Raw genomic sequence first — 13431 nt, 5'->3', positions numbered from 1 at the left:
CTGTATTATTTTCGTTTTTTGAGCTCCAAGCCCAAGTCAGTCAATTTAACCTTGACTTCTTCTACTGATTTGTGACCGAGGTTTTTGACTTTAATCATGTCAGCTTCACTCATTTCCACAATATCAGCTACGGTATTGATTCCAGCGCGTTTCAAACCATTATAGGCACGAACTGAGAAGTCCATTTCTTCGATAATTTTATCGAGAACACGTTCTGTTTTCACTTCTTCTTTAGCTACGAGAGTTTCAGATTCTGAAGCTGTTTCTGACAAGTCAACAAACAAGTTCAAGTGATCTGTCAAAATCTTCGCAGAGAGAGACAAAGCATCGTCAGCAACGATTGTGCCGTTTGTAGTGATTTCCAAAGTCAACTTATCGTAAGATGCATCACCACCTACACGAGCTGGTTCTACTTGATAGTTAACTTTGCTAACTGGTGTGTAAATTGAGTCCACAGCAATTGTACCGATAGGTGCACCTTCGACTTTGTTTTCGTCAGCAGGAACGTATCCGTAACCTTTGTTTACTGTCATAACAGCGCGCATAGAATGACCTTCTGCGATAGAGAAAAGATAATGGTCTTTATTGACAATTTCGATATCACTATCTGTCAAAATGTCACCTGCAGTTACTGCCATAGGTCCAGTAACGTCAAGCTCAATTTGTTTTTCATTTTCAACGTAAGATTTGATCGCAAGTCCTTTAATAGCAAGGATAATTTGGACCACATCTTCACGTACACCAGGAATAGTTGCGAATTCGTGTTGAACTCCTTCAATTTGAATTGAAGTAACAGCTGAACCAGGCAATGAAGACAAGAGAACGCGACGCAAAGAATTACCCAAAGTTGTACCATAACCACGTTCAAGCGGTTCTACTACAAATTTACCGTAAAATTCTGTTTCGTCTAATTTAATAATTTTTGGTTTTTCAAACTCAATCATGTATAGTCTCCTCTAAAAGAAAAGTAAAGTGATTTTGCAACTCACTAACGATTATACACGACGACGTTTTGGAGGACGTGCACCATTGTGAGGTACAGGAGTCACATCACTAATAGAAGTTACGTTAAGACCAGCAGCCGCGAGTGCACGGATTGCAGATTCACGACCTGAACCAGGACCTTTAACTGTAACAGATACTGTTTTCAACCCTTGTTCTTGAGCAGCTTTAGCAGCAGCTTCAGAAGCCATTTGCGCAGCGAATGGTGTAGATTTTTTAGAACCTTTAAAACCAAGTGAGCCTGCAGATGACCAAGCAAGAGCGTTACCATGAACGTCAGTAATCATAATGATAGTGTTGTTAAAAGTTGATTGAATGTGGGCGATACCAGTTTCAATATTCTTTTTCACACGACGTTTACGAGTAATTTTTGCCATTTTAACTCCTTTCTAGATTATTTTTTCTTACCAGCGATAGCTTTAGCAGGACCCTTACGAGTACGTGCATTGTTTTTTGTGTTTTGTCCACGTGTAGGAAGTCCACGACGGTGACGCATACCACGGTAGCTACCAATTTCCATTAAGCGTTTGATGTTGAGGTTTACTTCACGACGAAGATCTCCTTCGAGTTTCAAGCCGTCAAGTTCACGACGGATTGCATCTTCTTGATCAGATGTAAGATCTTTAGTACGTACATCTTCTGAAACACCTGCAGCAGCAAGCACTTTTTTAGCAGTTTGTAGTCCAACACCGTAAACGTATGTCAATGAAATAACAATACGTTTTTCGTTTGGAATATCAACTCCAGCAAAACGAGCCATAATTTAATAATTCCTTTCTATCCCTGACGTTGTTTGTGTTTTGGATTTACAGGGCAAATTACCATAACACGACCGTTACGACGAATTACTTTACAGTATTCGCAGATTGGTTTAACTGATGGTCTTACTTTCATTGTGTCTTCCTTTCTTATAGGTTACTGTGCTTTCGCACTCAATGAATGTCCAGGTTATTTAAAACGGTAGGTAATGCGTCCACGTGTCAAATCATATGGTGACATTTCCACTTGCACGCGGTCTCCTGGCAGGATACGGATATAATTCTTACGAATTTTTCCAGAAATCGTCGCCAAAACTTTGTGACCATTTTCAAGTTCAACAGTGAACATCGCATTCGGCATAGTATCTACTACTCTACCTTCAATTTCGATAACATCATCTTTTGCCAAGCAAAAGTACCTCCTTAAAAATCCCCGAAAGATACAAGCGTATCTAAAAAGTCGGACTGATATATTATAGCATACTGCATAACAAATAACAAGCCCTTCCTTCTTTTTTTTCTTAATTTTTATGGGAGCTTTTAATATTAACTGGTTGACATTTATAGGTAAGCGTGTTATTATTAACCAGTAAACAAAAGGAGAAAGAATATGTACACAAATTTAGAAAACCAAATTGATCACTTCTTATCTCAAGTCATGCAATTCGCAGAAAATAAACATGAAATCCTTTTGGGTAAATGTCAAAGCGATATCAAATTAACATCTACGCAGGAACATCTACTCATGTTACTCAATGAGGAAGCAACAACAAACGCACGGATGGCCGAAACGCTGGCAGTCTCACCTGCAGCCATTACTAAAGCTTTAAAAAAATTACAAGATTTAGAACTTATCTCTCCTACGAAAAGTCAGACAGACGAGCGTGTTGTTTTATGGAATTTAACCCCTAAAGCTTTACCGATTGCGCAAGAGCATGCTGCTCACCACGCCGCAACGCTTAATAGTTACCAACAACTTACTCAAAAGTATACAGCTGAAGAACAGGAAGTCATTAAGGATTTTCTCAATCAATTAGCCGAAAAATTTAAATAGTTTAGGAAGTATATTAAAATTATGCCTTATATTGATGTACAAAATGTAAGCTTTCATTATGACAATAATCCTGTTTTAGAAGATGTAAGTTATACAGTTAACCCTGGGGAATTTGTCACTCTAACTGGTGAAAATGGTGCTGCAAAATCAACCCTAATCAAAATCACTTTAGGTATTCTAAAGCCAAAGTCTGGCCAAGTCGTCATTGCACGCCATGACACACAAAACAGACGTTTAAGAATTGCTTACGTACCTCAACAAATCTCAAGCTTTAATGCTGGTTTTCCATCAACCGTCCATGAGTTTGTACGTTCTGGTCGCTATCCGCGTAAGGGATGGTTCCGCACCCTCAACGCACACGATGAGGAACACGTTGAAGCAGCACTCAAAGCTGTGGGGATGTGGGAATACCGTCATAAAAAAATCGGAGAACTTTCAGGTGGTCAAAAGCAACGTATCATTATTGCACGCACCTTTGCATCTGATCCAGATGTTTTTGTTCTCGATGAGCCTACTGTGGGGATGGATGATGTAACAACAGACGCATTCTATGAACTTATGGCTCATGCCGCTCATGAACATGGAAAAAGTGTTCTTATGGTGACACATGACCCGGATTCTGTTAAAAAATACATGGACCGCAATATCCATCTAGCCAGAGATAAAAACGGTAAGTTCGAATGTTTCGAACTTCATGGAAATGGCAGCAAAAAGTCTCAAGAGGAGGTGAGTCTCAGTGTTTGAAATTCTCTCTTATGATTTTATGCGAAATGCACTTTTAGCGACAACTGCTATTTCACTCTTCGCCCCACTTCTTGGTGTCTTCCTTGTACTTCGCCGTCAATCACTCCTTTCTGATACACTTTCTCACGTTTCTTTAGCAGGTGTGGCCTTTGGTATATTATTTAGCTCTAATCCCACATGGACTACGCTTATTGTTGTTATTATTGCAGCTATTTTTATGGAATTTCTCCGTACTGTTTATAAAAATTACCTTGAGTTAGCAACTGCTATTTTGATGTCTGCGGGTCTTGCTCTTGCTATGTTTATCATCAATGTTGCTGGGAGTAAAACCAGTATCAGCATTGACCAATATCTTTTCGGCTCAATCGTTACAATTGCAACTCCACAAGTGATTATGCTGTATATCATTGCTCTTATCGTTCTAGCTGGATTCATCTTCTTCCTCCGTCCGCTTTATGTGATGACTTTTGATGAAGATACGGCCTTAGTAGATGGTCTTCCTGTCCGGGCTATGTCAATGATTTTCAATATTGTCACTGGTATCGCTATTGCTTTAATGATTCCTGCTTGTGGAGCCTTGCTTGTTTCTGCTATTATGGTCTTGCCCGCTAGTGTTTCGATGTTGATAGGAAAATCATTTAAAACAGTACTCATCTGGTCTGTCATTATTGGTTTTATTGGTATGAATAGTGGTTTGATTATTTCTTATTATTTCAATGCCCCTGCCAGTTCAGCAATCACTCTAATCTTTGTCGCTCTCTTCTTGCTTGTTTCGGTGCTGAAACGCTTCTTCAAGAGATAAAATAAAAAAATCATGCTTAGACATGATTTTTTTATTTTAACCGAGCACGGCTTTGATATCTTCTGTTACTTTTTCCATAGCTTGTCCACCATCGACTGACTTAACTAAGCCAAGATCTGTGTAGTGTTTCAAGATAGGTGCAGATTCTTTGATGTTTACTTCTAAACGGTTTTTAACAGTTTCTGGTACATCATCAGCACGTTGGTAAAGATCATGTCCACCACAAACATCACAAGTGCCTTCAACTTTTGTTGGTTTGAAAAGTTTATGGTAGGTTGCACCACACGTACGACAGATATAGCGACCGCTGAGGCGTTCTACTAAGATATCTGGGTTCACTTCAATATTGATAACAGCATCAAGCTTAATGCCGAGTTCTACTAACATTTTATCCAAAGCTTCTGCTTGTTCAAATGTACGTGGGTAGCCATCAAGTAGGAAGCCTGATGCCTTGATATCGTCCTGTGCCAAACGTTCTTTAACGATTCCGTTAGTTACTTCATCGGGTACCAAAGCTCCTTTGTCGATGTAAGATTTAGCCAATTTGCCCATTTCTGTTTCATTTTTCATCGCTGCACGGAACATATCTCCTGTTGAGATGTGATTGACACCGTAGTTTTTTACGATAAATTCTGCCTGTGTACCTTTACCAGCACCTGGTAGGCCCATGATTAACAAGTTCATACTTTTCTCCTGTTTTCTTATTACGAGTTTTACTGTAACTGTAAACTCCCCTAAAAAGTAGCTTACAGTATAGTTTATACTTTAACATTTTACCGCATTTTTAAAGATAAATAAAGAAAAACCTTGCCTAGGCAAGATTTTTTTAATTTTCAATTGGATTATCCATGAATCCCTTGTAATTTTTCTTATATAGATAGCCTTCCAACTGTTTAACTGCTTGGATAGCAACTTGAATCAAGATCAAGAGAGACGTTCCTCCCAAGGCAACGATTTTTGGCAATCCCCATATATTTTGGGCAACAATTGGTACAATCGAAATAAAGCCAAGGAATAAGGCACCTACTGTGGCTAGACGCATCAATAAGCTTGAAACATATTTTTCAGTCCCTTTACCTGGACGAACAGATGGAATGTATGACCCTTGCTTCTGCAGATTTTCTGCCATCTTCTCTGGATTAACTTGTACAAATGAATAGAAGAAAGTAAAGAGGACGATGAGTAAACCATAGAGCAACATACCTGTCCAAGTGTTGTAAGAAAGGGCTGATTGTAACGTATTAAGCCATCCCACATTATTCCCCTGAGCACGTTGTAAGAACTGTAAAATAGTTGCAGGAGCAGTTGTAATTGAACCCGCAAAGATAACAGGGATAACACCTGCTGGGTTTACACGTAGTGGCAAATATGAGCTTGTTGGCGCACCTTGTGTCAATTTCGTGTATTGAATTGGGACTTTACGCTCAGCTTGCTGTACAAACGTTGTAAAGTAAATAATCAAGGCTGAAGCAATTACTAAGATACCAACCATAACCCATGACATTGGAATTTGACTTGGACGTACATTTACAAACCACTCTGTGTAAACTTCGTGAATAGCACTTGGAATACCTGAAACGATACCCGCAAAGATAATTACTGAGATACCAGAACCAAATCCTTTTTCATTGATTTGTTCACCCATCCAAGTAACAACCATGGAACCTGTTGTCAAGATAATACCAATCATCAAATATGTTTGCCAATTTGGATTTTGCACAATATTGGCTGAGCTCATTGCTTGGAAACCAGCAGTAATACCAACTGATTGAGCCATAGCTAAAACGAGGGTGATGTAACGTGTAGCTTGGTTTAGCTTACGACGTCCAATTTCCCCTTGTTTTGACCATTCCACAAACTTAGGTAAAATATCCATTTGTAAAAGCTGAACAATGATTGAAGCTGTGATATAAGGCGACACCCCCATAGCAAATAACGAATAGTTTTGCATGGCATTACCTGAAACCAAGTTCATCATGTTCAAGAATGGTAAATCACTTAGGGCTTTCAAGTTTTCAACATTGATCCCTGGTACTGTGATATGGGCACCTAATCGAAAGACAAAAAGAATAAAGATAGTAAAGATAATTCTAGCTCTAACATCTTTTATCTTAAAGGCTTCCTTTAGAGTTTTGAAAAACATAATTTCCCTCTAAACTTTCTTAAATATTAATCCTATAAAATAAGCGGTTGAAAATCAACCGCCAATTGAATTATTTTGCTTCAAGAATTTCTACAGAACCACCAGCAGCTTCAATAGCAGCTTTAGCAGTAGCAGATGCTTTAGCAACGTTAACCTTAAGGTTTTTAACTGTCAATTCGCCGTTAGCAAGAACTTTGATACCAGATTTAACATCTTTAATGATTTTAGCAGCTACAAGTGTTTCAGCTGTAACTTCTGCACCATCACCAAGACGGTTCAAAGTGTCAAGGTTTACGATTGCGTATTCTTTACGGTTTACGTTAGTAAATCCGCGTTTTGGAAGACGACGGAACAATTCTGTTTGTCCACCTTCAAAACCTGGACGTACGCCACCACCTGAACGTGATTTTTGACCTTTTTGTCCACGACCAGATGTTTTACCGTTACCAGATGAAGTACCACGACCTACGCGGTTGCGAACTTTACGGCTGCCTTCAGCAGCTTTCATTTCATGAAGTTTCATGTTTTCTCCTTATTTTGTACAATGCTGACGCCTCACTCCACTCTAAGGAAGGGCAGGGTTCGACTCGCCTGTACTTTTTCTATTTGGCTTTTGAGCCTTTTCCATTTTACTAAATTTACTATCAAAAAGCAAATCATTCAGGTACTTTTTGACTGTCTATGCTCTATTGAAGAATCAAAAAAGTATGGTTCCCCATACTATTTTTTACTTATTTTGCTGGCACTACGATTTTTCCAGAAATAATATCCGCTTTCGCTGCTTCCACTGCCTTCCACGCTTCGTCTGAAGCATTATCACGGGCAAGTGTCACACCACCATTAGAAAGATCGTATTTAAGATTTTCGCCTCCAGGAAATTCATTTTTCTCTGTTCGAGTTGAGATATCTTTAACAGCATTTCCAACTTCTTTAACTGTTGAAACAAGAACAAAGTTTGACTCTTTTCCATCTTTCGATTTGTATCCGCCTAAATATTCTTGGTCTTGGTCTACGCCAATCACCCATACTTTATCAGCTTCATTTTTAGTTTCATTACGGTTTTTTGCTTCTGTGAACAAGCCTGTTCCTACGCTACCAGCTGCTTGATAGATTACATCTGCACCACTTGCATACATTGCAGAAGCAATTGTTTTTCCTTTACCTGCATCTGTAAAAGATTGAGCATATTGTACATCAACTTTGATATCGGGACTTACAGACTTCGCACCAGCGGTAAATCCTGTTTCAAAGGCAGCAAGAACGTCTGATTTAATCCCCCCGATGAAGCCAACATGGTTTGTTTTACTTGTTTTAGCCGCAGCGACTCCTGCAAGATAAGCCGATTGTTGGTCTGCAAAAGTAGCAGAAACGACATTATCTTTCCCTTCAATTACAGAATCAATAACGGCAAATTTTGTATCTGGATTATTTTGTGCTGCTTGAGAAGTAGCTTCATGCAATACAAAACCAATACTAAAGACTAAATTATAACCACCTGAAACGGCTGAATTAAAATTTGATGTAAATTCCGCTGGTGAATTTGATTGGAAATAGTTGATTCCCTTGCCTTTAGATAGACCATTGTCTTTTCCCCATGATTGGAGACCTTCCCAGGCTGATTGGTTAAATGAGCGATCATCTACCCCATCATTTCCTAAAACTAGAGCTGCTTTAAGGTCTGTTTTCGCATGTGACGTTTCTGTATTGCGTCCTCCACATCCTGCAAGTACTACTACTGATGCAAGTGCGACGGCTGCAAGTGCAAAAATTCGTTTGTTCATTCTTCTCTTCCTTTTCTTCCTTTCACATTTAAAGACAATTATACCTTAAAATTCTTTGTACATTTTTACTTATTTAATTCAGCTTCTTGAAAATTTTTACAAATTTCTCATAAAAAAAGTTCAGATCATCTGAACTTTTTTATTTATTATTTAACTTCTTCAATTGTTACCAAGTGTGAAATTGAGTTAGCCATGCCGCGAAGTGCTGCATTGTCTTCTTTCACTACTGATGAACCAAGTTTACCAAGGCCAAGCGCAACAACAGTTTTACGTTGTGCAGGGATACGGCCGATTGGTGATTTTACCAATGTAATTTTGATTTGAGCCATGATATCCTCCTTATGCCAAATCGCTTACTGATTTGCCGCGGAGTTCCGCAACTTCTTCAGCGCGTTTCAATTGTTGCAAACCTTCAACAGTTGCGCGAACAACGTTGATTGCTGTGTTTGAACCTAATGATTTTGATGTTACGTCAGCAACACCTGCGAGTTCGAGGACGGCACGAACAGCACCACCTGCGGCAACTCCAGAACCTTCTACAGCTGGTTTGATAAGGATTTTACCACCGCCGAATACACCAAGTACTTCGTGAGGTACAGTAGTTCCTACCATAGGAACAGTCACGATGTTTTTCTTAGCTGCTTCGATAGCTTTACGGATTGCTTCTGGAACTTCTTGAGCTTTACCAGTACCAAAACCTACACGACCGTTACGGTCACCAACTACAACAAGTGCAGCAAAGCGGAGACGACGTCCACCTTTAACAACTTTAGTAACGCGGTTGATACCAACAACGCGTTCTTCGAATTCTTTAACTTCTTCGTTTCTAGCCATTTTAATGATTACCCCTTTCCTTAGAATTTCAATCCAGCTTCACGTGCAGCTTCTGCAAGTGCTTGGATACGTCCGTGATAGAGATAACCACCGCGGTCAAATACAACTGCTTCAACACCTTTAGCTTTAGCAGCTTCAGCAACAAGTTTACCAACTTCAGCAGCTTGTTCTGTTTTAGTACCAGTTAATTTGAGTGATGATGCAGATGCAAGTGTTACAGCTGCTTCGTCATCAATAACTTGTGCATAAATGTTTGTGTTTGAACGGAAAACGTTCAAACGTGGAGTCTCAGCAGTACCTGAGATTTTTCCGCGAACGCGAATGTGGCGTTTTTGACGGAGTTTGTTTTTATCTGGTTTAGAAATCACAATTCTACCTCTTTAATATTTTTATATTTCGATAGTTTATGCCATCGATTTTCTTGCAAAAATTGCAAGCGGGAAGTTTCTGCTCACGCAGAATTTTGGCAAAGTTAACTTCACCAAATGTCGGATCATAATCTCAAAGAGATTATTTACCAGTTTTACCTTCTTTACGACGTACAAATTCGCCAACATAACGAATACCTTTACCTTTATAAGGTTCTGGTGAACGACGGCTACGGATGTAAGCTGCTGTTTGACCAACAACTTCTTTATCTGAACCTGAAACGTTGATGTGTGTAGCATCTGGAACTTCGAAAGTGATTCCTTCTGGAGCTTCAACTTCGTCTGGGTGAGATTTACCAACAGCCAATACAAGTTTTGAACCTTGAAGTTGTGCACGGTAACCAACCCCGATCATTTCGAGTTCTTTACGGAAACCTTCGCTTACACCAACAACCATGTTGTTGAAGTTCGCACGAGTTGTTCCGTGGATAGTTTTCATTTCTTTAGAATCATCTGGACGTTTGAATGTTACTTCAGATCCATTGATTTCCATTGTGATTGCTTCTGCAAATGTACGAGTCAATTCGCCTTTAGGGCCTTTAACTGTTACTGTTGCGCCGTTTTGTTCAACTGTTACACCAGCTGGTAAAACAACGACTTTATTACCAATACGTGACATGTTTTTTTACCTTTTCTGTTAAATTATCAAGAGTATTTCTACTGCCTGTTTTCACAAATGTTTTTTGAACTGCTTAGAGGTAAGAGATTACCAGATGTAAGCGAGAACTTCACCACCGATGTTCTTAGAGCGTGCTGCTTTATCAGTTACAACGCCTTCAGAAGTTGAGATGATTGCTGTACCAAGACCGTTAAGAACGCGTGGTACTTCATCAGATTTCACGTAAACACGGAGACCTGGTTTAGAGATACGTTTCAAGTTAGTGATAACTTTTTCGTTGTTTTTTCCGTATTTCAAGAATACACGAATAACACCTTGTTTGTTATCTTCAACGTATTCAACGTCTTTCACATAACCTTCAGCTTTGAGGATTTCTGCGATTTCACGTTTGATTTTTGAAGCAGGTGCTTCAACAACTTCAAAACGACGCATGTTTCCGTTACGGATACGTGTGAGGAAGTCTGCAATTGGGTCTGTCATTACCATAATGTAATTTCTCCTTATTTGTAGTTTGGGTTTGTTCAATCCCACTTTCAAATTAATGAGGTCTTTTTAAAAAGACCGAACTTATATAGTTTAGCAAAATATTTCATGTATGTCAATAGTCTCGGGTGTTTCTTAGTGCTTAATTTCTATTAATTCTCGAAAGTTTCCTCGCTTTTATTTCAGTCCCATTTTAAGTTTTATATTCTAGTACCGTTGCTATACTCACTAGATCTGTCCCGATTCTTCTCAAGTTATTTAAAATCCGAATGTCTTCAAAGTCTGCTCTTAACAAATCTCGATTGGTTTGGGTGAGATTAAGTATCTCTTGATCTAATTTTTCTATATCTTGCAAGAGCTGCTTACCTTCCCTATATTCCTTATCTCCAAAGAAGTTGTATGTCTGTAGCAGCATTCTATCAATCAGTGGAATAATTGCTTCCATAACGAGATGTATTGCTACTTCTCCTTCTAGAGAGCTTTTCTTTATCTTTTCATAACGCTTCATAATATATGCGATGTCTTTGGAATAACCTTCAATTTGCAGAAGATAATTGATGATTTTATAACAGATTCCAACCGTAATAGCATATTCATCTTTTAGCTTCACAGTATTGACATTGACGAGAGCCTTGTTTATTTCTTTAAACAAATATTCCACCAGTAGCTCGTTAGCAAGGAGCTGTGTTTTTTCACTTTCAGAATGCAAAAGCTTATAGTTAGTGGCTTGTTTAAAATCCTCATAGATGAGTTCAAAGGTTCTTTCTGTTTCTTTCACTATATGCTCAACTTCAATTTCCGGTGAATAAATCAAGCGACGATCAATAAAATGTAGCTTGAATTGCTTATTGTCTTCTGGACCTGTTTTTACCATCTTCCGTGCCATTTGCACAATGTATTTAGAAACTGGAAGTAAAATTAACATCGTTGCAGTGTTAAAGATAATATGTGCATACACAAGTTGTAGTGCAATATTATCTGACATACTCTGTATTAGATTAACAAACCCAAAAGGCAATATTGTAAATAAAGTAAATATTAAAGCACCAATCGCATTAAATAAAACATGGACCATCGCCGCTTGTTTAGTCGCTGTGTTACTGCGTATTGAAGCTATGAGTGTTGTCACCACTGTTCCAGCGTTGAAGCCATATAAGATAAAGATAGCTTGATGAAGATCAGCCACTATTCCTGCTGCTACCATGGTGAGTAATATCCCCACTGAAGCAGTCGAACTTTGGATTAACGCGGTTACAGTAAAACCTACAAGTAAACCAACCAACGGCATCTGAGTATGAGTAAACAAATCCATCATCAGCGTAGATTCCCGCAAGGGCATCATCGAAGAACTCATAAGATTTAACCCCAGAAATAAAAGCCCAAACCCTAAAAGAATCATTCCCATGTGATTAAAAGTTTTACGTTTAACAAAAAGAGTAGCAATAGTGCCGATAAAAATCACAAATGGCACAATATCTTGGATATTAAAAGTAAATAATATCCCGGTTAGAGTTGTACCTGCGTTTGCACCCATGATAACCCCTGTACCCTGTGTTAAGGTCATCAGCGATGAATCAATAAAGCCCATAACCATCATCGTGGTGGCAGTCGAGCTTTGAATTACCATTGTTACCAAAAAACCAAAAAAAGCACCTAACCATTTATTACGTGTTAATTTACCTAAGATATTTTTCAACTTGGATCCGGCTATTAAACTTAGCCCTTCACTCATCAAACTCATACCGTATAAAAATAAGCCTAAACCTCCTAGTAAAAAGAAGATATCATAGATAGTCATTGTTCGTGCTCCTTATTTATTCATTTAACAGATTAGGTTTTTCTCATTTTAAGTATATCTTATTTTAATTTTATCTAAAAGCGATATTACGTAAGTCTTTCATACAAAATAAAAAAAACTTCCTCAAAGAGGGAGTCTTTTTATTTGTTAGAACCACAATTCCCCGTGGGAATTGCATGGGCACTAAGCTACGCTTCTGAACATGCCCGTTATATATAAATTTTAAATTACCAAGATGCTTTCTTAACGCCTGGAAGTTGACCTTTATAAGCCAACTCACGAAGACAGATACGGCAAAGTTTAAATTTGCGGTAAACTGAATGTGGGCGTCCGCAGCGTTCGCAACGAGTGTAGGCTTGCGTTGAGAATTTTGCAGGGCGTTGGTTTTTAACAACCATAGACTTCTTAGCCATTAGTTATTCTCCTATCCTATTATTTAGCAAACGGCATGCCAAGTTTAGCAAGCAATTCATGTGATTCTTCGTCAGTGTTAGCAGTTGTTACAATAACAACATCCAAACCACGTACTTTGTCAACATCATCGTATGAGATTTCTGGGAAGATCAATTGTTCTTTCACACCAAGTGTGTAGTTTCCGCGTCCATCAAACGCTTTGTTTGATACACCATGGAAATCACGTACACGTGGAAGAGAAACAGTTACGAGTTTGTCCAAAAATTCGTACATACGTTCGCCACGAAGAGTTACTTTCGCACCGATAGCTTGACCTTCACGAAGACGGAAAGCCGCGATTGATTTCTTAGCTTTAGTAATCAATGGTTTTTGACCAGAAATCAAAGCCAATTCAGCAACGGCTTTATCAAGGTTTTTAGAGTTGCTTACTGCATCCCCAACACCCATGTTAAGCACGATTTTTTCAACTTTTGGCACTGCCATGATTGAAGTGTAACCGAATTTTTCAGTCAATGCTGGTACTACTTCGTTAGAGTATTTTTCTTTTAAACGATTAGTCATATTCTTTCTC

General features: G+C 38.7%; 20 protein-coding genes. 3 read left to right on the top strand and 17 right to left on the bottom strand.

Annotated elements, in window-relative coordinates:
• Positions 1 to 5 precede the first annotated feature (5 nt).
• Genes I6G50_RS09815 through infA form a run of 5 tightly spaced genes read right to left on the bottom strand, consistent with a single transcriptional unit; the run spans position 6 to position 2169 of the window.
• Entirely contained in the window at positions 6 to 944 is a 939-nt protein-coding gene (locus I6G50_RS09815) for a DNA-directed RNA polymerase subunit alpha (RefSeq protein ID WP_197908706.1), read from the bottom strand.
• Positions 945 to 995: 51 nt separating this feature from the next.
• Entirely contained in the window at positions 996 to 1379 is a 384-nt protein-coding gene (rpsK, locus tag I6G50_RS09810; protein WP_003133774.1) for a 30S ribosomal protein S11, read from the bottom strand.
• A 17-nt stretch (positions 1380 to 1396) separates the two neighbouring features.
• Positions 1397 to 1762: a 30S ribosomal protein S13 gene (gene rpsM, locus I6G50_RS09805; RefSeq protein ID WP_003133773.1), complete on the bottom strand. Its 366-nt coding sequence runs from the start codon at positions 1760 to 1762 to the stop codon at positions 1397 to 1399.
• A gap of 17 nt (positions 1763 to 1779) precedes the next feature.
• Positions 1780 to 1896, bottom strand: coding sequence for a 50S ribosomal protein L36 (gene rpmJ, locus I6G50_RS09800; RefSeq protein WP_014024193.1), 117 nt, complete (start codon positions 1894 to 1896; stop codon positions 1780 to 1782).
• A gap of 54 nt (positions 1897 to 1950) precedes the next feature.
• Positions 1951 to 2169 carry a translation initiation factor IF-1 gene (gene infA, locus I6G50_RS09795; protein ID WP_003134503.1) on the bottom strand — a complete coding sequence of 73 codons (219 nt, stop codon included), beginning with the start codon at positions 2167 to 2169 and terminating at the stop codon, positions 1951 to 1953.
• 201 nt (positions 2170 to 2370) lie between these two features.
• Here infA and I6G50_RS09790 point away from each other — a divergent pair, with 201 nt between their 5' ends.
• Genes I6G50_RS09790 through I6G50_RS09780 form a run of 3 tightly spaced genes read left to right on the top strand, consistent with a single transcriptional unit; the run spans position 2371 to position 4360 of the window.
• On the top strand, positions 2371 to 2814 hold the full coding sequence (locus I6G50_RS09790) for a zinc-dependent MarR family transcriptional regulator (protein ID WP_197908705.1): 444 nt from the start codon (positions 2371 to 2373) through the stop codon (positions 2812 to 2814).
• A gap of 21 nt (positions 2815 to 2835) precedes the next feature.
• Positions 2836 to 3558 (top strand): metal ABC transporter ATP-binding protein, encoded by a 723-nt coding sequence (locus I6G50_RS09785; RefSeq protein ID WP_003134505.1) that lies wholly within the window; start codon positions 2836 to 2838, stop codon positions 3556 to 3558.
• Positions 3551 to 4360 carry a metal ABC transporter permease gene (locus tag I6G50_RS09780; RefSeq protein ID WP_003134506.1) on the top strand — a complete coding sequence of 270 codons (810 nt, stop codon included), beginning with the start codon at positions 3551 to 3553 and terminating at the stop codon, positions 4358 to 4360. The genes I6G50_RS09785 and I6G50_RS09780 overlap by 8 nt, the downstream gene beginning before the upstream one ends.
• Before the next feature lie 36 nt (positions 4361 to 4396).
• On the opposite strand, the gene I6G50_RS09775 is transcribed toward I6G50_RS09780, so the two are convergent.
• From I6G50_RS09775 to rplE, 12 genes are all read right to left on the bottom strand, one after another.
• Entirely contained in the window at positions 4397 to 5044 is a 648-nt protein-coding gene (locus I6G50_RS09775) for an adenylate kinase (protein WP_081165621.1), read from the bottom strand.
• Positions 5045 to 5186: 142 nt separating this feature from the next.
• Positions 5187 to 6503 (bottom strand): preprotein translocase subunit SecY, encoded by a 1317-nt coding sequence (gene secY, locus I6G50_RS09770; protein WP_003134508.1) that lies wholly within the window; start codon positions 6501 to 6503, stop codon positions 5187 to 5189.
• Between the two features lie 70 nt (positions 6504 to 6573).
• Positions 6574 to 7026, bottom strand: a complete 453-nt coding sequence (gene rplO / locus I6G50_RS09765; protein WP_003134510.1) for a 50S ribosomal protein L15 — start codon at positions 7024 to 7026, stop codon at positions 6574 to 6576.
• A gap of 208 nt (positions 7027 to 7234) precedes the next feature.
• Complete coding sequence (locus tag I6G50_RS09760) at positions 7235 to 8284, bottom strand: BMP family lipoprotein (protein ID WP_003134511.1); 1050 nt, start codon at positions 8282 to 8284, stop codon at positions 7235 to 7237.
• Positions 8285 to 8430: 146 nt separating this feature from the next.
• Entirely contained in the window at positions 8431 to 8613 is a 183-nt protein-coding gene (gene rpmD, locus I6G50_RS09755; protein WP_003134512.1) for a 50S ribosomal protein L30, read from the bottom strand.
• Between the two features lie 10 nt (positions 8614 to 8623).
• Complete coding sequence (gene rpsE / locus I6G50_RS09750) at positions 8624 to 9118, bottom strand: 30S ribosomal protein S5 (protein ID WP_003133760.1); 495 nt, start codon at positions 9116 to 9118, stop codon at positions 8624 to 8626.
• Positions 9119 to 9138: 20 nt separating this feature from the next.
• Entirely contained in the window at positions 9139 to 9486 is a 348-nt protein-coding gene (gene rplR, locus I6G50_RS09745) for a 50S ribosomal protein L18 (protein WP_003134513.1), read from the bottom strand.
• A 142-nt stretch (positions 9487 to 9628) separates the two neighbouring features.
• Positions 9629 to 10165, bottom strand: coding sequence for a 50S ribosomal protein L6 (gene rplF, locus I6G50_RS09740; RefSeq protein ID WP_197908704.1), 537 nt, complete (start codon positions 10163 to 10165; stop codon positions 9629 to 9631).
• Positions 10166 to 10252: 87 nt separating this feature from the next.
• The gene (gene rpsH / locus I6G50_RS09735; protein WP_003133755.1) at positions 10253 to 10651 is read right to left on the bottom strand and encodes a 30S ribosomal protein S8; all 399 of its coding nucleotides are present in this window, start codon (positions 10649 to 10651) and stop codon (positions 10253 to 10255) included.
• Between the two features lie 190 nt (positions 10652 to 10841).
• Positions 10842 to 12446: a Na/Pi cotransporter family protein gene (locus I6G50_RS09730; RefSeq protein WP_197908703.1), complete on the bottom strand. Its 1605-nt coding sequence runs from the start codon at positions 12444 to 12446 to the stop codon at positions 10842 to 10844.
• A gap of 227 nt (positions 12447 to 12673) precedes the next feature.
• Positions 12674 to 12859, bottom strand: coding sequence for a type Z 30S ribosomal protein S14 (locus tag I6G50_RS09725; protein ID WP_003129946.1), 186 nt, complete (start codon positions 12857 to 12859; stop codon positions 12674 to 12676).
• 19 nt (positions 12860 to 12878) lie between these two features.
• Complete coding sequence (rplE, locus tag I6G50_RS09720; RefSeq protein WP_003133751.1) at positions 12879 to 13421, bottom strand: 50S ribosomal protein L5; 543 nt, start codon at positions 13419 to 13421, stop codon at positions 12879 to 12881.
• Positions 13422 to 13431 lie beyond the last annotated feature (10 nt).

This window comes from Lactococcus garvieae (assembly GCF_016027715.1).
Classification (GTDB): domain Bacteria; phylum Bacillota; class Bacilli; order Lactobacillales; family Streptococcaceae; genus Lactococcus; species Lactococcus garvieae_A.
This window is presented reverse-complemented; position numbering and strand designations above follow the sequence as displayed.

Coding starts and splice junctions, on each gene's coding strand:
- I6G50_RS09815 (WP_197908706.1), bottom strand. CDS start 944: ATGATTGAGTTTGAAAAACCAAAAATTATTAAATTAGACGAAACAGAA.
- rpsK (WP_003133774.1), bottom strand. CDS start 1,379: ATGGCAAAAATTACTCGTAAACGTCGTGTGAAAAAGAATATTGAAACT.
- rpsM (WP_003133773.1), bottom strand. CDS start 1,762: ATGGCTCGTTTTGCTGGAGTTGATATTCCAAACGAAAAACGTATTGTT.
- rpmJ (WP_014024193.1), bottom strand. CDS start 1,896: ATGAAAGTAAGACCATCAGTTAAACCAATCTGCGAATACTGTAAAGTA.
- I6G50_RS09790 (WP_197908705.1), top strand. CDS start 2,371: ATGTACACAAATTTAGAAAACCAAATTGATCACTTCTTATCTCAAGTC.
- I6G50_RS09785 (WP_003134505.1), top strand. CDS start 2,836: ATGCCTTATATTGATGTACAAAATGTAAGCTTTCATTATGACAATAAT.
- I6G50_RS09775 (WP_081165621.1), bottom strand. CDS start 5,044: ATGAACTTGTTAATCATGGGCCTACCAGGTGCTGGTAAAGGTACACAG.
- secY (WP_003134508.1), bottom strand. CDS start 6,503: ATGTTTTTCAAAACTCTAAAGGAAGCCTTTAAGATAAAAGATGTTAGA.
- rplO (WP_003134510.1), bottom strand. CDS start 7,026: ATGAAACTTCATGAAATGAAAGCTGCTGAAGGCAGCCGTAAAGTTCGC.
- I6G50_RS09760 (WP_003134511.1), bottom strand. CDS start 8,284: ATGAACAAACGAATTTTTGCACTTGCAGCCGTCGCACTTGCATCAGTA.
- rpmD (WP_003134512.1), bottom strand. CDS start 8,613: ATGGCTCAAATCAAAATTACATTGGTAAAATCACCAATCGGCCGTATC.
- rpsE (WP_003133760.1), bottom strand. CDS start 9,118: ATGGCTAGAAACGAAGAAGTTAAAGAATTCGAAGAACGCGTTGTTGGT.
- rplF (WP_197908704.1), bottom strand. CDS start 10,165: ATGTCACGTATTGGTAATAAAGTCGTTGTTTTACCAGCTGGTGTAACA.
- rpsH (WP_003133755.1), bottom strand. CDS start 10,651: ATGGTAATGACAGACCCAATTGCAGACTTCCTCACACGTATCCGTAAC.
- I6G50_RS09730 (WP_197908703.1), bottom strand. CDS start 12,446: ATGACTATCTATGATATCTTCTTTTTACTAGGAGGTTTAGGCTTATTT.
- I6G50_RS09725 (WP_003129946.1), bottom strand. CDS start 12,859: ATGGCTAAGAAGTCTATGGTTGTTAAAAACCAACGCCCTGCAAAATTC.
- rplE (WP_003133751.1), bottom strand. CDS start 13,421: ATGACTAATCGTTTAAAAGAAAAATACTCTAACGAAGTAGTACCAGCA.